Source organism: Bifidobacterium sp. AGR2158 (assembly GCF_000424225.1).
Classification (GTDB): domain Bacteria; phylum Actinomycetota; class Actinomycetes; order Actinomycetales; family Bifidobacteriaceae; genus Bifidobacterium; species Bifidobacterium anseris.
This window is the reverse complement of sequence record NZ_AUJM01000012.1, coordinates 19,980-40,577: the sequence shown is the minus strand read 5'-3', so window position 1 is coordinate 40,577 and position 20,598 is coordinate 19,980. Positions and strand designations below refer to the sequence as shown.

General features: G+C 64.6%; 12 protein-coding genes. 10 read left to right on the top strand and 2 right to left on the bottom strand.

Annotated elements, in window-relative coordinates:
* Positions 1-61: 61 nt before the first annotated feature.
* From pgi to G606_RS0102825, 6 genes are all read left to right on the top strand, one after another.
* Positions 62-1,759: a glucose-6-phosphate isomerase gene (gene pgi, locus G606_RS0102850; protein ID WP_026644691.1), complete on the top strand. Its 1,698-nt coding sequence runs from the start codon at positions 62-64 to the stop codon at positions 1,757-1,759.
* 415 nt (positions 1,760-2,174) lie between these two features.
* Positions 2,175-2,540: a 50S ribosomal protein L19 gene (gene rplS / locus G606_RS0102845; RefSeq protein WP_026644690.1), complete on the top strand. Its 366-nt coding sequence runs from the start codon at positions 2,175-2,177 to the stop codon at positions 2,538-2,540.
* Between the two features lie 278 nt (positions 2,541-2,818).
* Complete coding sequence (gene lepB, locus G606_RS09665; RefSeq protein ID WP_231371394.1) at positions 2,819-3,559, top strand: signal peptidase I; 741 nt, start codon at positions 2,819-2,821, stop codon at positions 3,557-3,559.
* A 224-nt stretch (positions 3,560-3,783) separates the two neighbouring features.
* On the top strand, positions 3,784-4,485 hold the full coding sequence (locus G606_RS0102835; protein WP_026644689.1) for a ribonuclease HII: 702 nt from the start codon (positions 3,784-3,786) through the stop codon (positions 4,483-4,485).
* 163 nt (positions 4,486-4,648) lie between these two features.
* Positions 4,649-5,587, top strand: coding sequence for an ABC transporter ATP-binding protein (locus tag G606_RS09660; protein WP_081663951.1), 939 nt, complete (start codon positions 4,649-4,651; stop codon positions 5,585-5,587).
* 311 nt (positions 5,588-5,898) lie between these two features.
* On the top strand, positions 5,899-7,317 hold the full coding sequence (locus G606_RS0102825) for an FtsX-like permease family protein (protein WP_081664024.1): 1,419 nt from the start codon (positions 5,899-5,901) through the stop codon (positions 7,315-7,317).
* 129 nt (positions 7,318-7,446) lie between these two features.
* On the opposite strand, the gene G606_RS0102820 is transcribed toward G606_RS0102825, so the two are convergent.
* Positions 7,447-8,391, bottom strand: a complete 945-nt coding sequence (locus G606_RS0102820) for an AEC family transporter (RefSeq protein WP_026644687.1) — start codon at positions 8,389-8,391, stop codon at positions 7,447-7,449.
* A gap of 475 nt (positions 8,392-8,866) precedes the next feature.
* On the opposite strand from G606_RS0102820, the gene dapE reads away from it, so the two are divergent.
* Positions 8,867-10,099, top strand: a complete 1,233-nt coding sequence (gene dapE, locus G606_RS0102815) for a succinyl-diaminopimelate desuccinylase (protein WP_051198538.1) — start codon at positions 8,867-8,869, stop codon at positions 10,097-10,099.
* A 502-nt stretch (positions 10,100-10,601) separates the two neighbouring features.
* Here the strand turns inward: dapE and G606_RS11125 are convergent.
* Positions 10,602-10,817: a hypothetical protein gene (locus G606_RS11125; protein ID WP_133120917.1), complete on the bottom strand. Its 216-nt coding sequence runs from the start codon at positions 10,815-10,817 to the stop codon at positions 10,602-10,604.
* Here G606_RS11125 and G606_RS09655 point away from each other — a divergent pair.
* The 3 genes from G606_RS09655 to G606_RS0102800 all read left to right on the top strand — a co-directional run bounded on the left by G606_RS09655 (position 10,816) and on the right by G606_RS0102800 (position 20,542).
* Positions 10,816-13,809 carry an Rne/Rng family ribonuclease gene (locus G606_RS09655; RefSeq protein ID WP_081663949.1) on the top strand — a complete coding sequence of 998 codons (2,994 nt, stop codon included), beginning with the start codon at positions 10,816-10,818 and terminating at the stop codon, positions 13,807-13,809. The two genes, G606_RS11125 and G606_RS09655, sit on opposite strands and share 2 nt — an antisense overlap.
* Before the next feature lie 704 nt (positions 13,810-14,513).
* The gene (locus G606_RS11470; protein ID WP_026644685.1) at positions 14,514-18,818 is read left to right on the top strand and encodes a SpaA isopeptide-forming pilin-related protein; all 4,305 of its coding nucleotides are present in this window, start codon (positions 14,514-14,516) and stop codon (positions 18,816-18,818) included.
* 59 nt (positions 18,819-18,877) lie between these two features.
* The gene (locus G606_RS0102800; RefSeq protein WP_026644684.1) at positions 18,878-20,542 is read left to right on the top strand and encodes an isopeptide-forming domain-containing fimbrial protein; all 1,665 of its coding nucleotides are present in this window, start codon (positions 18,878-18,880) and stop codon (positions 20,540-20,542) included.
* Positions 20,543-20,598 lie beyond the last annotated feature (56 nt).

Genomic DNA, 20,598 nt, shown 5'->3' with positions numbered 1-20,598 from the left:
GCGCGCATGGCGCCATCGCAGCACGCGCGCTTTGCAGAAGATGATGATGAAAGGACCAACAATGGCAATCAATCCTCCAGTCGACGCCACCCAGACCGAGGCGTGGGCCAAGCTGCAGCGTCATTACGACGACATGCAGACCGAAGGCGTCGACCTCAAGAAGTGGTTCGCCGAGGACGAGAACCGTGTGGATGCGCTGTCCTTCGACGCGGGCACGCTGCATTTCGATCTTTCCAAGAACCTGATCAAGCCGGAGACGCTGAAGCTGTTCGCCGAGCTCGCCGATGAGGTCAAGCTCGCCGAGCGCACCGAGCAGATGTACACCGGTGTGCACATCAACAACACCGAGGACCGCGCCGTGCTGCACACCGCGCTGCGCCGCCCGGCCGAAGACGAAGGCAAGTACATCGTCGACGGCCAGGACACCGTCAAGGACGTCCGTGAGACCCTCGATCGCATGTACGCGTTCGCCGACAAGGTTCGCAGCGGCGAATGGAAGGGCGTCACCGGCAAGGAAATCGAGACCGTCGTCAACATCGGCATCGGTGGCTCCGATCTGGGCCCCGTCATGGCGTACGAAGCGCTCAAGCCGTTCGCGGACGCCGGCATCAAGGCGCGCTACGTCTCCAACATCGACCCGAACGACATCGCCGAGAAGACGCGCGACCTCGACCCGGAGACGACGCTCTTCGTCGTCGTTTCCAAGACCTTCGGCACGCTCGAGACGCTGACGAACGCTCGTGAGGCGCGCGCTTGGCTCCTCGAGGAGCTGCAGGCCTCCGGCGCGATTTCCGGCGACGGCGAGTCCAAGGCCGAGGCCGTGGAGAAGCACTTCGTCGCCGTCTCGACGAATCTCGAGCGCGTCAAGGACTTCGGCATCGACCCGAAGAACGCGTTCGGCTTCTGGGATTGGGTTGGCGGCCGCTACTCCGTCGATTCCGCCGTTGGCCTGACGCTCGCCATCGTCTTCGGACCGGCGCGCTTCGAGGAGTTCCTCAACGGCTTCCACCAGATCGACGAATACTTCAAGAACACGCCGTTCGAGAAGAACGTCGTCGTGCTCATGGGCATGCTCAACGTCTGGTACCGCAACTTCTACAAGGTCGCCTCGCACGCCGTGCTCCCGTACGACCAGTACCTGCACCGCTTCCCGGCGTACCTGCAGCAGCTGACGATGGAATCCAACGGCAAGTCCGTGCGCTGGGACGGCACCCCGGTGACGACCGAGACCGGCGAGATCTTCTGGGGCGAGCCGGGCACGAACGGCCAGCACGCGTTCTTCCAGCTGATCCACCAGGGCACGCAGCTCATCCCGGCCGACTTCATCGCCTTCGCGAACACGCCGAACCCGCTCAAGGACGGCGACCAGGACATGCACGAGCTGCTGCTCGGCAACTACTTCGCGCAGACGAAGGCGCTCGCCTTCGGCAAGACCGCCGACGAAGTGCGCGCCGAAGGCACGCCCGAGGACATCGTCCCGGCCCGCGTGTTCACCGGCAACCGTCCGACGACGTCCATCATGGGCGTGCGTCTTGACCCGTTCGCGCTCGGCGAGCTGATCGCGCTCTACGAGCACATCACCTTCGTCGAAGGCACCGTGTGGGGCCTCGACTCCTACGACCAGTGGGGCGTCGAGCTCGGCAAGCAGCTCGCGAAGGAAATCACGCCGGCGATTTCGCAGAACGACGAGGCTCTCGCCGCCCAGGACGCGTCCACGCGCAGCCTGATCAACTTCTACCGCAAGGTCCGCGAGTTCTGATCTCCGCGGTGGCGGCTGCGGTTTGCTGCGGTGGCTGAGTAGCTGAAGCGGCTGCTGAACGAGGCATAAGGTGCATGGCCCAGTATGGGCTGTGCACCTTATGCGTTCTCTGGCTGCTTCGATGAGCCGATCGGCCGCCAATGGCCGTTTGTGGGTGATGCCACCTATAGGGTGCCGCCGCGGTGGCGGATGCCTGACCGATGACGTCCGAGACTGTTCATGGCCGTGTGTATACTACTGAACGTTGTGCCGATGCATGGGGTGCCGCATAACCCCGCGCATCTTCAGGTCCAGTCGAACGTGACTTTCGGCGGATCGGCAACGCGGGCCGCAGCGGTCCGCGAAAATCAGGCGGCGTCCGCGCGACGGCTGCCCCAACCACTGCGCTGATATGCGGCAGCGAGCGAGGAACACCATGGTTAACGCTATTGAGGCATTCGACGCCAAGCACATGAAGCCGGCCGACGAGATCCCGGCGTTCCGTCCGGGCGACACCGTTGACGTGAACGTGAAGATCAAGGAAGGCAACAACTCCCGTATCCAGACCTTCACCGGCGTGGTGATCGCGCGTCAGGGCGCGGGCGTTCGCGAGACTTTCGTCGTGCGCAAGATCAGCTTCGGCACCGGCGTTGAGCGTCGCTTCCCGCTGCACTCCCCGTCGATCGACTCGATCAAGGTCGTTCGTCGTGGCCGCGTGCGTCGCGCGAAGCTCTACTACCTGCGCAACCTGCGCGGCAAGGCCGCTCGCATCGTCGAGCGTCGCGACAACTCCGCCAAGTGAGTGCGGCCGCGCGCGTCGACCTTCGGCGTCGGCAGTGCGCGTGCATGATCGTCAGAGGATCCGCAACTGCGGGTCCTCTTTCGTTTTTTGTTGATGTTTGTTGATTGTTCGTTGGTTTTGCTGTCGGCGGCGACGATTCAGTTCGCGGCGCAATGTGATGGGGTTGTGCGTGCGCGCGGCCGTTATGCCAGCGATGTCATACAATGACGTACAGCGCAGTCGCGCCTTCGGGGGTGCGAATGCGACGATGAGCACTGCAGCCAACAGTCAGGAGATTCATGCGCAACGATTCGTCAGCCGAGGGCACCCGTATGGGCGGCGAAGACGCGCCTATGCCGTCACCGGGCGGTGCCGGCCGCGACGACGCGACCAACGCGCGGCATGCCAACCAAGCTAAGCCGGACGCGAAGTTCACGGTGCGCGATTTCCTGTTGTGGTGCGCGTTGCCGATCGCCATCGTCGTGCTGATGCGCGTGTTCCTGTTCGGCATGTACGTCATTCCGTCGAAGTCGATGGAGGACACGATCGTCCCCGGCGACCGCGTTGTGACGACGAAGCTCACGCCGCGCGTCACGAAGCTCAAGCGGGGTGACATCGTTGTCTTCAAAGACCCTGCGAATTGGCTTGCCGATGAGCAGACAACGTTCGCGAGCGAATACCTGATCAAACGACTCATCGGGCTGCCGGGCGACATCGTCGAGTGCGACGGCAACGGTGCGCCGGTCGTCATCAACGGCGTCGCCATCGACGAGACGTCGTATATCAAGCCGGGCGCGGAGCCGAGCGCGTTCCCATTCAAGGTGACCGTTAAGCCGGGACATGTGTTTGTGATGGGTGACAATCGTTCGAATTCCGCGGATTCCCGATACCATCAGAACGATGGTGACAACGGGCTCGTGCCGATCAGCGACATTGTCGGCGTCGCCTTCGCGCGCTACTGGCCACTTAACCGTATCGGTTGGCTGAGCGCGCATCACGACGTCTTCGCCGATGTGCCTTCGCGCGAAACGAGTGAGTGACGTTTCACGTGAAGCACGGTAGGTGGTGACGACTGCCGCGGCGTGGCCGGCGTGGTGGCCGGCTGCTGGAACTGCTTGTGCACGGCGGCTGCGCGCAGTGACGATGTGCAGCGAATGGGCGGTCGCGTAGCGTGAAAGTGATTCGCGTGGAGCGGCGGTGAGGGTGATCGCGCAGTGTAGTGGGCGGAACGTCGAACGATCAGACGATCAGGAAAGAGGATGGGATGAGCATTTCCGCAGTGCCAACGTTTGAGCTCGAGCGGCGCATCGCGGCGGATGGATACGATGTCATCGTCGGCTTCGACGAAGTGGGACGCGGGTCGCTCGCGGGGCCGGTGATGGTCGGCGCCGCAGCGTTCCGCGCTGCCGATCTCGACCGCGCGCAGCAGTCGATTCCGCAGTATCTGGCGGATTCGAAGATGCTCACCGAGCATCGTCGCGAAGCGCTGTACGAGCCGCTGCAGGAGTGGGTGGACGCGTACGCCATCGGCTCGGCGACGAATCAGGAAATCGATGAATGGGGCATCACCTATGCGCTCGGCATCGCCGCGCTGCGGGCGCTCGATGAGGTCGAACGCGCGCTCGGCATCGAACAAGAAGGTGGCGTGCGCGTTGGCGCGATTCTCGATGGGCCGAGCGACTACATCTCGAAAGCGTTCATGTCTTTCGAAGCGCCGCTCGTGCCGGTATTGCCATACGTCGTCACCCAGGTCAAGGGTGATCAGCGATGCTGTTCAGTCGCAGCCGCCGCCGTGCTCGCGAAGGTGAAGCGCGACCGGCTCATGGTTGCGCTCGCCGAGGAGAACCCCGACTATGCGCGCTACGGGTGGGCGCACAACAAAGGCTACGGTTCGCAGGCGCATCGCGAGGCGATTGTTCAATACGGTCCGAGCGATCTGCATCGCGTCAGCTGGAAGCTGACGTGAGTGGCGTCGCCGACGCTCCATAGCTGTAAATGCAAGGGTGGCCCCCTGTGCGGATATGCAATCGTGTGCGTCATCCTTAAGGTTGAGAGATGCGTGGAAGGCGGGGCAAAGTCATCCCGATGCATGATGGTTGCGCGGGCGGCGCAATCGTAGCGTGGCAACCATGAACGTACAGAACCCGTCACAGCAATTCAGCATCAGCGATCCGCCGGCACCGCACCAGCCGCGCGCCGTGCGCACACAGCAAGGCGCCCCGACGCCGGTGCTGCACGGCATCGACCTTGTTATGGATTACAACGCCACATCGCGCAGCACCATCCAACCTGGGCAGCCGCCGGCGCTCAACCATGCGAATTTCCTCGTCGGCGAAGGCGAACGTGTGGCGATCATGGGGCCGTCGGGGTCGGGCAAGTCGACACTGCTGCATGTGCTCGCCGGCATCACGAAGCCAACGACCGGTCGCGTGATGTTCCGCGGTGCCGACATCGATCGCATCAGCGAAGCCGAGCGCACACGTTTGCGTCGTCAGGCCTTCGGATTCGTCTTCCAATCGGGACAGCTGCTGCCCGAACTGCCGGCCGTCGAGAACGTCGCGCTGCCGCTTATGCTGTCCGGCATGGCGTACCGCGAGGCCACTGACCGCGCCCTCAGCTGGCTGGACCGCATCGGGTTGCGCCACCTGATGTTCAGCCGCCCCGGCGAGATGAGCGGCGGACAGATGCAGCGCGTGGCGATCGCAAGGGCGCTGTGCGTGAACCCGGCGATCATCTTCGCCGACGAGCCGACAGGCGCGCTCGACCAGAACACCGGCCGCGACGTCATGCAGCTGCTGATGGCGGCCGCCGCCGCGAACAACGCCGCCGTCGTGCTCGTCACGCACGACCCGAACATCGCCGCCTTCTGCGGCCGCACCGTCCATATGCGCGATGGCATCGTGCTCGACGCGGCGAATCAGCGGATGGGCAGTGCGGCGAATTGGCCGACGGGGGATGGTGCGCGCGTCGATGGTGCTCGCAACGGTGCCATGACGAGTGGCCCCATGGGTGGTGCGCCGATGATGGCTGGGGATCCACGCAATCCTTCGCAAGGAGCCCTACGATGAACACGTTTGCCCTCTGGAGGCTTTTCCACCGCAGCCCCGCCGCCGTCGCCCGGTCGCTTCGCGCGGTGCAAGCGGATACGCAGTCGGTGGTGGATACGACGGCGACGGCAGATGATCAGTTGGCCGCACAGTCGAACGCACAGTTGGCGGTGAGCGGACAGCTGACGGCTGACGAGGGGCCGGCTGCGTCATCGGATATGCAGTCGATGAACATGTCGGTGACGAACGAGTTGGCGGCGGACACGATTGCCACAGAGACGGTGATATCGGACGCCACTACGCCGGCGGCTGACGTAACCGACGCATCGGGGATGCAAGCGTTCGCACAAACCGCGTCGGACAGCATCGCACAACCCGTGCGCGCAGAACGGCGTGGCGGCGGCGACTTCACGGGGTTGCTCGCCACCATCGCGTTCGCCGCGGCGACGGCGATCTTCCTCACCGTCCTCGGCGGTCTGCACGGCTTCATCTGGCGTGCGTCGCCGGACCATACGACGGCCTGCATGTTCGACACGTCGCGCTGCACATCGCATGACAACGTGAGCGCCGACGGCGAGTTCTACGTCATGCTCGCGATCTTCGCGTGCGTGTTGCTCATCGTCCCGTTCACGACGCTCGCCGGATCGGCGGCCCGATTGGCGGCGACCCGGCGCGACGAACGCCTCGCGACGCTCAGGCTCGTCGGTGCGACGACATCGCAGGTCACACGATTGACGGCCTTCGAAGCGGTCAGTCAGGCGGTGACGGGCGCGATCATCGGCGTCGGCGGCTACTTCGCGATCATGCCGCTCATCATGACGCTCACCTTCGAAAATCGCCACTTCAACTTCGAACAATTGTGGGTCGGCCCCATTGCACTCGTTGGCACTGTCGTCGGCGTCGCGCTGCTCGCACTCGTCTCCGCATTGGTCACATTGCGCCGCGTCGCGATCACGCCGCTCGGCGTCACCGCACGCCAAGGCTCGACGCTGCCGAGCGGATGGCGGGCCGTCATCTTCGTTGTCGCAATCATCGGCGGATTCGTCGTGCTCAACAGTCTGCAGCTGTTCGCGCAGGCGGGTGCGGTCGTCGTCTATGCGATCGTATTCGGCATCATCGGCGGCTGCTTCATGCTGCTCAACCTCATCGGTTCGTGGATAGTGACGGCCGTTGCGAAAACACGCGTCCGCCACCCGAAGAACGCGGCCGTCATGATCGCGATGCGCAGAATCCTTGACAATCCAAAACGCGCATGGCGCAACGTCTCCGGCATCGCGCTCGCCGTATTTGTCGCCGGCATCACGTCGGTGTGCGGCATCCTCGCCACCGGTGACAACGCCGACCCGGAATCGTTGATGATGATGCATGACATCGCGCTCGGCGGCACGTTGACACTCGTGTTCGCGGCAGTGCTCGCCGCGGTCAGTTCGGGCATCATGCAGTCGGCGAACGTGTACGACCAAGCGGCCGAATACCACATGCTCATCCTCGAAGGCACCGATGCGCGCACCTTGCGCCGCGCGCGATTCAGCGAGGTGCTCACACCGCTCAACACAGTCATCATCGTCGCGGCCGGATGCTCGATGTTCCTGATGCTGCCGCTGCTCGGCTCCGCGCTTACTGCGCCGGCGGTGCTGCTGCGGTTCGCGCTCGGCATTGCGCTGTGCTATGCGCTCGTCAGCGTCGGTGCGCTGTGCGCGAACCGGACGGCGGCGCGGCTCGACACGGTCAGTCGGCGGCGCGACGACTGAGGGCGTCGAGGCGACGGGGCGCGGGAGGCTGTCGCGATGGAGGTCGACGTTCGCTTGCGCTCGGGTCGGTTGCGGATGGCCGGAGTCGGCGGCTCCTTCATCCGCCGTTAGCGACGCTCGCGCGACGCGTCAGCTCAGAATCGCCGCGATGATCGCGATGAAGATCGGGCTCGTCACCGTCGAGACGAGGATGCCGTCACGCGCGAAGGTGAGACCCACGTTGTAGCGCGCCGCGTAATTGTAGACGTTCTGGCCGGTCGGCAGCGCGGCGAGCACGACGCACGCGTACAGCACCGGGCCGCGGAAGCTCATCACGAAGTAGGCGAGCAGGAAGGCGATGATCGGCATCACGACGTTCTTCAGGATGGCGACGGTGACGATCGCCGGACGGTTGCTCTTGTTCTGCATCGGTTTCGTGCCGTGCAGCGACATGCCGAAAGCCATCAGGATCATCGGAACCGCCGACGCGCCGATCATGCTGATCGGGTTGCGAATGTAGTCGGGCACGATCGCGAAACCGAATTTCGCGTTGAGCAGCGAGACGAGGATGCCGAGCATCGTGCCGATGAGCAGCGGCTGATGCAGCGGCTGCTTGAGGATCGTCTTCGCCGAGACCTGGCCTTTCGTCGTCGCGTCGAGCACCGTCAGGCCGATCGGCGTGAACACCGCCTGCTGCATGACGAGGATCGGCGCGACGAGTGCGGGGTTGCCGAGAATGTAGGTGGCGATCGGCAGGCCGATGTTGTTCGAGTTCAGATACAGGGAGTTGAGGACGCCGATCGTCGCGTCGGGCGCCTTCAGATGGAAGAAGCATGCGTTGAGGATCAGGAAGATGACGCCCACAGCCAATGCCGAGAAGAATGCAACGAAGATCGACGGGTGGAAGATCTCTCCCAGTTTCTCGTCGGCGAGGATGTCGAACATCAGGCATGGGCTCGCGACGAAGAAGCTCAGACGGTTGAGCACGTACTGCGCCTGCGGGCCGCCGATCTGCATGCGCGCGGCGACGTAGCCGACCGCGATCACGATGCCGATGACGCAGAATCCTTCCATCGCGCTGATCAAGCCCGTCATGACGCTCCTTCTGCTGGTTCGGGTGGGTGTGCGGTTGGACGTCGTGCTGCCGTGCGGTCGTGCCGACGCCGACGTGTTTCGCCCAACTCAGTGTGTCACCTCCCGCGCACATTGCGCGCCATCCGTCCCAAAATGGGTACCCGTGTGCGTCTCGTTCTGTCGACTTGCTCGACGATTCGCCCCGCGGGACTGCCCATCCGCGTCCCGTTCTGTCGGCTTCGTCGACGGTTCGACCCGCGAAGCGGCTGGTGCGTCCCGTTCCGCCAACCTCATCGACGTTCCGACCCGCACACAACCCATCCGCCCATATGCCCGCAGTGCGGTCGCCTGAATTGCGGGCTTGACTCAGCTGTTACGATATGTGCGAACGATAACAATATAGCCCACACCATGTGCCTTGTATCTGGAGATTTTGATGACTTCCAACTCCGCTTCCGCCGTCAACGAACCGACCCCCTCCGCTTCGGCCGTGCCGATGGCGGCCTCCGCTTCCTCCACTGCCACGCCGATCCCTCCCACCACCGCGCTTGCAATCGACCCGTCGGCGAGCTATCAGCAGAATCTCAACGATCTGATGGCGCAGCTGATGGGCGTGTATTCGGTGAGCGACGACGAGGGGCCGCTGACGGACATGGTCGAGGCGTTCCTGCGCGCGCAGCCGCATCTGACGGTGCGTCGTCACGGCGACACGCTCGTCGCGTCCACGGATTTCGGCAAGGCGCACCGGGTCGTGCTCGCCGGCCACTTGGATACGGTGCCGGTCATCGACAATTTCCCGCCGATGTGGCTTGAGCCGGGCGATCCGCTGATCCGCGAGGACGTCGCCGCCGCCCATCCGTCCGAGCGCGTAATCTGGGGGCGCGGCGCGACCGACATGAAGGGTTCGGATGCGGTGCTGCTGTTCCTCGCTGCCACGCTGACCGACCCGAAGTACGACCTGACCTTCGTCTTCTACGACCATGAGGAGGTCGCCGCCGAGAAGAACGGCCTGCGCAAGGTCGTCGAGGCGCACCCCGACTGGATCGTCGGCGATTTCGCGATCATCGGCGAACCGACCGACTGCGGCATCGAGGGCGGCTGCAACGGCACGATGCGTTTCGACGTCGTCGCGCATGGCGTGGCCGCGCATTCGGCGCGCGCGTGGATGGGCGACAACGCGATCCACAAGGCCGCTGAGATCCTCAACCGACTCAACGTGCATGAGGACGAAGCGGTCGACGTTGACGGCCTGACGTACCGGGAGGGCCTCAACGCGACGTTGATCTCGGGCGGCAACGGCACGAACGTCATCCCCGACGAGTGCCGTGTGCACGTGAACTACCGTTTCGCACCGGACAAGACGCTGCCGGAGGCGAAGGCGCTGATGATGGGCGCCGATTGCGGCGCCGAGCTGGGCAACGGCGAACATGTCGCGACCGGCGGCGTGTTCGAGGGATTCGGCATCGAGATGAAGGACGAGTCGCCGTCCGCGCGTCCCGGCATGGACGATCCGCTCGTGCAGTCGCTTGTCGATCTGGTGCGTGAGCGCACGGGCCGTGAGCCGTTGGCGAAGCTCGGCTGGACCGATGTGGCGCGTTTCTCGCAGCTGGGCATCCCCGCTGTGAATCTGGGCGCCGGCAGTCCGCTTCTGGCGCACAAGCACGACGAGCAGCTGCCCGAAACCGACCTGACGCTCATGGCCGGCATCCTCACCGACTGGCTGAGCTGAACCGCGCGTCCCATTCCGTCGACCCCGTCGACGTTCCGGGACGCAAAGCCGCCTGTTTCCGACCCGTTCCGTCGTCCCCGTCGACGGAACGGGTCGCGGAGAAGTCAGATTGCGGGTGATTTCGTCGCCCGCGTCGATGTGATGGTCCGCTGAGGAGCTGGTCTGCGGGTGGTTTCGCCGGTCGCGTCGACGGCTCGACCCGCTGCGGGTGGGGTTGTCGTCTGGTTCGATGGATCGCCCCGCAGCAGAGCCGGTTCGCGGGTTGGTTCGCCGGCCGTGCCGATGGTTCGCCCCGGAACGTCCCGGTTCGTCGTCGGTGTCGACGGTTTGGCCCGCTGCGGGGCGGGTCTTCGGGTCGGCTCGTCGGCTGAATCGATGGATCGGCACGCAACGGGGCCGGTTTCCGGGCGGGTTCGCCGACCGCGGCGATGGTTCGTCCCGCGAACGTCCCCGCACCCACACCAACCCGCACCCGCCCTCGCCCGTTGGACCATGAGTTGTGTCATACTGAGACATGGCGGTTTTCTGCAAAAATCGCCCAGCAACCGTTGGCGTTGATCCCCTCGCGTTGAACCCGGAAGAACGGGATCGCAAACCGCGAGCGCCGGTGTCCGCCATCGCTTGAATTGACTTTTGGATTGCCACCAGCGTGCGCGACCCGCGCGGCCATAGTGAGAGTATGGCGTGAGAACGCATGGGGCCAGAACGTCTGCGTCATGATTGCAGCATGGCGCGCCGCTAGGAGCATTGTGCCCGATTTGACTGATGATTTCGTCACGAACGAAACCTCCGCAGAGAGCAATTCTGCGCAGAAGACCCCCGAAAACACCGTCGCCCAGCCGGCGCCGCGCCGCCGTGGCCGCCGTGTTGTGCGTGACGCCGGCGCTGCGAACGCGTCCGTTGAGCTTAAGGTCGAGGAGCATACGCCGCTGTTCCGTGAGCCGACCGTGCCCGCGCTGCCCGCGTCGAAGTCTGCACCGTCGATCACCTCGTCGAAGGACGACAAGGATTCCGCTGACGGCGAACCGAAGCAGCGTCGCCGCCGCACGCGCGCGACTTCGACGTCGTCACGCGGCCGTTCCTCGACCGCAACCGCCGATTCGCTCGACGACTTTCTCAGCGACACCGCCGACCGTGAATCCGACCGTGAGCCCGACCGCACGTCGCACCGCCGCGCGTCGCGGCCGATGACGTCGCTGCTGTTCCAGGAGCCTGTCATCCCGCAGCCGGGCGACGACGATGCCGATCGCCGTTCCCGCCGCAATGCCGCCGATGACGACGAGGACGAACCGACGCCGCGCCGTCGTTCCCGCCGTGCATCCGCGACCGAGGACGACGAATCGGCGCCGCGTCGCCGTTCGCGCCGCGCATCGTCCGCCAATGAGGACGATGATGACGAGCCGTCGACGCCGTCGCGTCGCTCGCGCAGGGCGAAGTCCCCGGACGATGACGAGGAACCGTCGTCGCCGCGTAGCCGCCGTCGTTCCCGCCGTGCGAGCGACGCGCATGACGACGATGCGGCTGAGGCCACCGAGGCGAGCGAGGAGACGGCCGTCCTCGACTACCCCGACGGCGAAGAGGAAACGACATCGACGCGTCGCCGTTCGCGCAGGTCGAACCGCCGCCTCAACGCGCAGGAACGCCGTGCCGCGGCCGAAGTCGAGCAGATCGAAGAGGACCTCGTGCTCGACGACATCACCTATGCGCCGATCGACGATGCGATCGCGCGCAACGCGAAGAAGAAGGCGGATGACGAGGATGACGAGGACGAGGAGACGTCGATGCGCACGCGTCGCCGTCGCCGTTCGCGCCGCTCGCAGGACGCCGACGCCGAAACGAACAAGTCGAACGACAAGAACGACGACAAGGAAACCGAAGAGGGCGGCGAGGACGACGAGGAGACGACGGTCACGCGTCGACGGCGTCGCCGCCGCGGCGGCAAGAACGTCGAAGAGGAAACGACGACGCGCCGCTCGCGCAAGCAGCAGTACATCGACGAAATCACCGACGTCGAAGGCTCCACGCGACTCGAAGCGAAGAAGCAGCGCCGCCGCGACAACCGCCGCGAGCGCAGCCGACAGAACCAGCTGCTCGAGCAGGACTTCCTCGCGCGCCGCGAAAACGTCGACCGTCTGATGGTCGTGCGTCAGCGCGAACGCCACACGCAGATCTCGGTGCTCGAGGACGATGTGCTCGTCGAACATTACGTCTCCGACATCCAGGAGGTCGCGACGGTCGGCAACATCTACCTCGGCCGCGTGCAGAACGTGCTGCCGAGCATGGAGGCGGCCTTCGTCGACATCGGTCAGGCGCGCAACGGCGTGCTGTACGCGGGCGAGGTCAACTGGGACACGACGCGTCTCGAGGGACAGCCGCGGCGCATCGAGCTCGCGTTCCGCTCCGGCGACCCGGTGCTCGTGCAGGTGACGAAGGATCCGATCGGACACAAGGGCGCGCGTCTGACGAGTCAGGTGACGCTTGCGGGTCGTTTCCTCGTGCTCGTGCCGTCGGGAGGCATGACCGGCGTCAGCCGCAAGCTGAGCAGCCGTGAGCGCAGCCGTCTGAAGTCGATCGTGTCGAAGGTCGCGCCGAAGGATATGGGCGTCATCATCCGCACGGCCGCCGAGGGCGCCACCGAAGAGGCGATCGTCAAGGATATGGAACAGCTCGTGCATCAGTGGGAGCAGATCCAGAAGAAGTTCGAGGAGTTCCGCCATGGCAAGCGTCCGAAGCTGTTGCAGGGCGAGCCGGACATGGCGATCCGCGTCGTGCGCGACATCTTCAACGACGACTTCCGCAAGATGATCGTCGAAGGCGACAGCGTCTACGAACGCATCGAGCAGTATCTCGACACGATGGCGCCCGACCTGAGCGCGAAGCTGGAGAAGTGGGACCCGGCCGAGCATGAAGGCAAGGACGTGTTCGACAAGTGGCAGATCGACTCGCAGCTGCGCAAGGGCATGGAACGTCAGGTGTATCTGCCGTCCGGCGGCTCGATCGTCATCGACCGCACCGAGGCGATGACGACGATCGATGTGAACACCGGGCGCTTCATCGGCCGCGGCAAGTCGCTCGAGGAGACGGTGACGCGCTGCAACCTCGAAGCGAGCGAGGAGATCGCGCGACAGTTGCGTCTGCGCGACATCGGCGGCATGGTCATGATCGATTACGTCGACATGGTGATGCCGGCGAACCGCGACCTCGTGCTGCGACGACTCGTCGAATGCTTGGCGCGCGACCGCACGAAGCATCAGGTGGCCGAGGTCACGTCGCTGGGTCTTGTGCAGATGACGCGCAAGCGCATCGGTCAGGGACTCGTCGAGGCGTTCTCCGAGGAGTGCCCGACGTGCAAGGGACGTGGATTCATCGTGCATGATGAGCCGACAATCTCCGGGGACTACGACGATCCGTATGCGCTTAAGGGCGGCGACCCGTTCGTCAAGACGAACAAGCACGGCCATGGCAGCGAAGCGCGCGGCGGCTCCGGCTCGCATGGTGCGCATGGTGCGCATGGCGCCGGTCACGGAACGTCGTCCGCGCGTGCCGCTTCGGTGCCACAGGGGTCGTCCGACGCCGTCAAGCAGAAGCTCGCGCAGATCGCGGCGGCGGCCGTGGCGGCGACGAACGCCGAAGAGGAGATTCACGATGCGTTGAACGACGCCGAAAACCTCGAGGTGCAGATCGAACACATCGAGGAGAACGAGGACTGATTCTACGTGCATGAACGGCCGTGGGTGGAGGCTGATGCCTTCCTCCGCGGCCGTTTCGTATTTCCGCGGCCGCCATGTGCGGGTGGATTCGTCGGCGGAGTCGACGGGTTGGGTCGCTGAGGGGTTGGTTTGCGTCCCGGCTTGTCGACCTGGTTGGCGGGTTGGGCCGCTGCGTCCCGGCTCGTCGGCGGGGTCGACGGGTCGTGCCGCGGGGAGGCTGGTTTGCGGGTGGATTCGTCGGCGGCCGCGGCGGGTTGGTATGCCGACGGGGCGCCATATGGCCGGAATCGGGGCACATGGCTGATCGCAATGCCATACCATCATGGCGATCGCCGCGTATCCGGGCTTCGACCACGGGCGTAGATTCACGTATTTTTCACTGAAGTGCATGATTAACGTTCGCTAGCAGTATCACTTTTTCACGCAGATCGATATTTGCTTTTCGCAATTGTTGCTCATGCGTCTATTCGCTATTCCCTTTTACTGCCGGGAGATTGCACGGCATGCTGCGTTGTGCGATACAAAGAAGGCGACAACAGAAATAGCGCAGACGTGAATCGAGAGAACATGCAATCGCAATGCCTGTATGATCACATGCCTGCGATATGCGCAATGCGTGACTAATAACAGCACTAACGAAAGAATCTCAGCACGAGGCGCCCTCCGGCGCCAGTGAGGGAGCAAGACAGGGGGGGAAGCAAACGATGAACGGTACACGCTCGTCCATCCATGATCGCGACGCCTCCGACGTCATCGACAACCATGCCGTCGCCGCGTCCGCCGAGACAGACACGGCCGCCGCATCCTCCCGAACCTCGCGCCATGCTATCGCCGCGATTGTCGTGACCGTCGTGAGCATCATCGCATTCATCGTGCCGTCCCTTGTGCCGTCCTTCGTCACGCGCACCGCGCTCGCCGTGCCCACGGCAACCGCGGTGGCCGCACGCCTCGCGGCCGGTTCGGTCACCACTCCGTTGAACATTTCACTCGGCTCGAACATCAACCAGACCTCTCCGGCGGGTCCCGACACCGGCGTCGCCACCTGGGTGGGCCGCGACCTGTACGTCGGCGCGCCGCCGGCAAACCAGTCGGCGCCGTACACCTACACGAACACGAACGGCCCGTCGGGCTCCTACACGGCCGAGGTCGAAGGCCTGACGATCGTCAAAGGCAAGTTCGCCAACCACAAGCTCGGCAATTCGTGGGGCGGCAACGGTCTGCGCATGGGCGCCGTCGGCTTCGGCACGATGTTCCGCCCCGCAAACGGCGCGCAGGCGCTCGGCGTCGGCGGTATCAATACGCATATCCTTTCGATGACGACCGGCCCGAACCGTACGACCTACGGCGACGTCGGCGCGTGGGAGCATGGCGCCTTCGTCGGCAAAGGCCAGGCGAGCGGCACCGTGCAGTTCACGGCGGCCCTCAGCGGCAACCAGACGAATTGGAGCGAGAGCTACGCCACCAATCCGCGCTCGTCCGTCGTGCAGACGGCCGGTTCCTACAGTCCGACCCCGGGCGTCACCTTCAACGCGACGAACCCGCTGACGGCGAACGACGTCGACTACACGAACTACGGCGACCAGACCGTCATCCCGCTGTCCGACAAACTCGTCTCCTTCAACGGCTACGTGCAGCGGTCCGGCGACGCCTTCACTGCCGCCCTGGCGGACGCGAAGCCCGGTGTCTACGTCGGCGTCGCACCCGATGGCGCCTACACGCGTAACCACTATTCCAATCCGTCCGTCTCCCACACTTGGCATTTCTCCGGCGCGAACCGAGAACGGCTCATCACTTTTAACGGCGACGGCTCAAGCCTGATGCAGGTCTTCACGATCGATGCGAGCCAGATGAACTCGACCGGGTTCGGCGGCCTCGACTTCGCGTTCACGAACATTCCGGACGATGCGGCCGTCGCCGTCAACATCACCGGAGCTGCACCCGTCACGTTCCAAAGCGGCTGGCGTTTCTGGTGGAACGGCACTGAAATCGGCAACGGATACGCGTCGAACGCCACGGCCGCGCAGAAGAGCGACTACAACACCGCCGCGCAGGCGATTATGTGGAACTTCGCGAACACCACCGAGCTGACCGTGCTCGGCGGCGCCTACGGTTCTACGGCGCTGAGCGAGGCCACGGATACGGCGAAGACCGGCACGCAGCTCGCGCCCGGCGACGATCCGGCCGCCGCGATGCTCGGCAGCATCATCGTGCCGCGCGGCTCCTTCGACGACCATGTCATCACGAACGGCCGCGTCTACGTCGGCGGCGACTACATGCTCAACAGCCCCATCTACGTCGGCACCTACAACAACGCTGACTCCGCGTCGATCATCGGCATGGACCAGGAACGCCATAATTATCCGTGGCGCGGTATGCAACCGGCGTCGCTCATCAGCTGGAGCAAGGTGAACGCCGGCACCGGCCAGCCGCTCGCCGGCTCCAGCTGGGAGGTGTACGGCGACCTGAAGAGCGCGTTGAGCGGCTCCGGCGCGATCCTGACCGTCAAGGACAACGATCCGCTCGATGTGAACAAGGCCGATGGCGCCTTCGAACTCGGACTGCTCACGCCGAACGCCACCTACTATCTGCGCGAGCTGACGCCGCCGGACGGCTATCGCCTCAACGACAACATCTACCAGATCAACACGGGCGACGCGTCCTTCACGCCGTACACGAAGATTGTCAACGTCTACAACAACAACGGCATGCCGGTGTCCGGCGGCAACAGTCTGCTCGTCGATACGACCGCATCGGGCGCGACGTCGCCGGCGATCGGCGACCGCCCGCTCGGCGGCACCGTCAACTGGGGCAAATACGCCGACGGCGACGCGTCGCGCGCAGGGCTGCCCGGTTCAAGCTGGACGCTGAAGAACGTCACGAACCCGAACGATGTGAAGTCGTACACGATCGACGACAACACGACCGCCGTGCAAAGCGTGCACATCCTCGACGCAAACGGCGCCGCGATACCGGGCAACGTGTTGACGATGACCGCCGGCGGCACCGTCAAGCTCACGGCGAAGGCGCTGCCGGACGGCTCGCCGCAGCAGGTCACGTGGAGCGTGAGCCCGAGCGACGTCGTCGGCGTGCAGAACGGCGTCGTCACATCGTACGGTCAGCTGACCGCGCCGAGGAAAGTGACCGTCACCGCGACGACCGTCGACACGACGCAGGACGGCAAACATCTGTCCGCATCCGTCACGATCACCGTCAATCCCGCCGCCGTCACCGCATTGTCGCTGAACTACAACGGCACCGCCGCGCCCGCGTCGATCAACACGGACGTCGCGTACGGCACGCTGCGGCTCACGTCGACGACGACGCCGACCGGCAGCGCCGTCACATGGACGTCGAGCAACCCGAACGTCGCCTCCGTCGACGCCGACGGCCTCGTCACGCTCAACGCGGCCGGCACGACGACGATCACCGTGCAATCGGGCGACCTGAAGAAATCGGTCACGCTGAACGTCACCGACGATTCACTCGTCGTCTATTTCAACACGCAGACGGCGAACATCAACTACATGCCGTTCCTCGCATGGAAGACGACGTCGCAGACGAACTACACGTACGCGCTGATGTCGCAGTACTGCGACGGCTGGTACCGCGCGGTCGTGCCGTCGAAGAACGCGGGAGTGCAGTTCTACTTCCGTTCCGCCAACGGCGCGACCTACATGGCGACCGGCGGCAAGACGCCGTTCGCGGCCGGCGCGGGCGCGCGCAGCATCGCCGTATATAAATACGACAACGTGCAGCCGGGCGTCACGCCGGAATGTGCGACGGCGGTCGATTCGTCGCGGCAGGCGACACATGTGGGCACCGTCGCCGCCGACGTCACCGATGACGACGTGTACGCCGAAAACGCCGCGAAACGCAAGGTGCTCTCCACGCTCACCGATGGTGGCAAAAGCGACCCGTACGTCGACGTCAACACCGGCATCGGCCTCTTCACACTCAAGAATCTGCCCACCGGCACGTACACGCTCGAAGAGAAGACGCCGCCGAGCGGCTATCTGCTCAATCCGACCGTCTACAAGTTCACGATCGACGCGAACGGCGTCGTCACGTGGACGGGCGATCAGCGGCCGTCGATCGTCGGCACGAACGCGTGGATCTCGGATGTGCCGTCGAGCGTCGTGTGGGCGAAGGTCGACGGCGGCTACGACGGCACGGCGAACGCTGGCTCGACGCCGCTCGCCGGTTCGGCGTGGACGTTGGAGCGCAAGGGCGCGGACGGCTCGTGGCAGACGGTGAACGTCGTGACCGACTGCGAGCACGCGCCGTGCGACGCGTCCAAGGTCACGTATCCGGACGTCGATGCGACGCCGGGATCGTTCCGCCTCAACAAACTGCCGCTCGGCACCTACCGGATCGTCGAAAGCGTCGTCCCCAACGGATACGAGAGCGTCGGCGGCCCGTACGAGTTCACGATCGACGATGCGACGCAGGCCACCGTGCAGGTGGGCGCGATTGCGAACCGCCGCGCGACCGGCAGCGTCATCTGGACGAAGACGGATGCGACGGCACCGACGAAACAGCTCGCCGGCGCTGAATGGGCGCTTACATACACGCCGAAAGGAAGTACCACATCACACACGTACACGATCACGGACTGCACGGATGACGGCGACTGCGCCGTCGCCGGCAATCCCGCATGGGCGAAGGACGTGGACGACGCGCCCGGAGCCTTTAAGCTGACAGGCCTTGAGTGGGGCACATACACGCTCCGCGAAACCAAGGCCCCGGCCGGATACGACCTCGCCCCAGGAACCCACAGCTTCGTGGTCGGGCCGGGCGAGGACGGCACGGTGGCTCTGGACTGGGACCTCAAGGCGATTCAAGACGAGCCGGGTGTTGTGCTTCCCGCCACAGGCGGCACAGGCGATGCTCGGCACATGATCCTGATCGGCTGCGCACTCACGGTGTTCGCACTGCTGGGCTGCGCGCTCGCGATGCGCATGCGCACCGCGAAGGACGCTGCGGAAGGCAACGCCCAGTCGCAGGGATGATACGGCAACGGAATCCGGTGCGCATGCCGCGGACCGGCTCCACAGGGAAAGGAAACATCATGCATTCGGCATGGAAGAAGATCGCGGCCGGCGTGGCCACGGTGGCAATGTGCGCGATTGGGTTCGCGGGAACCAGCAGCGCATTCGCGGAAGATACCGGATCGACCGGAACGTCGACGTCGACGACGCCGACGGCGGCGACGTACACGATCACGATCAACTCGAAGGAGGCCGGGCACACGTACAACGCGTACCAGATCTTCGCCGGCGACTACGCGCTCGTCAACGGCGCGCGCGTCCTGAGCAACGTGACGTGGGGAGACGGCCTCACCGCCGCCGGCCAGCAGGCGCTGCTCAAGCAGTTCAATGTGACAACGCCGGCCGCTCTGGCCGAGCTGATGGCGTCGAAGAGCTTCACCGACGCACAGCTCAACGAATTCAGCAAGATCGCAGGAGAGAACCTCTCGACGACCGTGGCGGGCACGGCGTCCACGCTGGGCACGTCCGGATATGTGATCAGCGGACTGCCGGCGGGCTACTACCTCGTCAACGACCAGTCGAGCACGCTGACCGATGAGAACAAGGCATACACCGGCTACATCATCCAGGTGCTCGGCGACGCGACGGTGACGCCGAAGAGCAGCGTGCCGTCGGTCGACAAGAAGGTGCAGGACGAAAAGAACGACGCCGAAGCCGGCTCCGACGCGGACGGCTGGGGAGACTCCGCCGATCATGCGATCAACGAGAACTTCCAGTTCAAGGTCACGGCCAATATTCCGGCCGATCCGACGCGTGACATGTACCAGCATCCGTATCGCGTGCAGTTCAACGACACGATGACCGCCGGCATCACCTACGGCAGCATCTCCTCGGTGCAGATCTCCTATGCGGGCGCCGATGGCAAGACCGTCACGAATGATGTGCCGAAGGCGGCCTACACGGTGAACACCTCCACGGTCACCGCCGGCATGCCGACGACGCTGACGATCAACATCCCGAGCCTGCGCGCGGCCGCGGGACTGGACTCCACGGCGAGCATCGCCGGTGCCTTCACGATCACCGTCATCTACAACGCGCACCTCAATGAGAACGCGCAGGTGCTGCAGCAGCCGGGCGCCATCACGAACACGAACACCGTGAACCTGCAGTTCTCCAACAACCCGTACGTGCAGGGCTCGCTCGGCAAGACGCCGGACAAGACCGTGTACGTCGCAAGCTTCCAGCTCAACGGCACAAAGCACGCGGGATCCGAAACCGGACCGGCGCTCGCAGGCGCACAGTTCCAGCTGTTCGAAGCCGACGGCACGACGCAGATCCCGGTCTACAAGAGCGGTGACTTCTACTATCCGGTCTCCAATACGGAAAACGCTCCGGTGAACATGACCTCGGACGATAAGGGTCAGTTCAACATCAAGGGTCTGGACGCCGGCACCTATGTGGTCAAGGAAGTCGTGACGCCGGCCGGATACAACACGATGGATCCGGTGACGATCGTCATCTCCGCGACGCATCTGGAAGGCAACGTGACCGCGCTGACCGCGACCGTGAACAACGAGCCGGGTTCGCTGAACGTCAACTATGTGAACACGACCGGCGCCGAGCTGCCGTCGACCGGCGGCCAGGGCCTGCGCATGTTCTACACGGTGGGCGCGGCGATTGTGCTCATCGCGGGCGCTGGGCTCGTGGTGGCGCTTATGCGCCGTCGCAAGGTGAATGGACGCTGAGCCTGTCAGCCTAGACCGTTCCTCTCTGGCGGGATGACCGCAGCCTACGGGTTGCG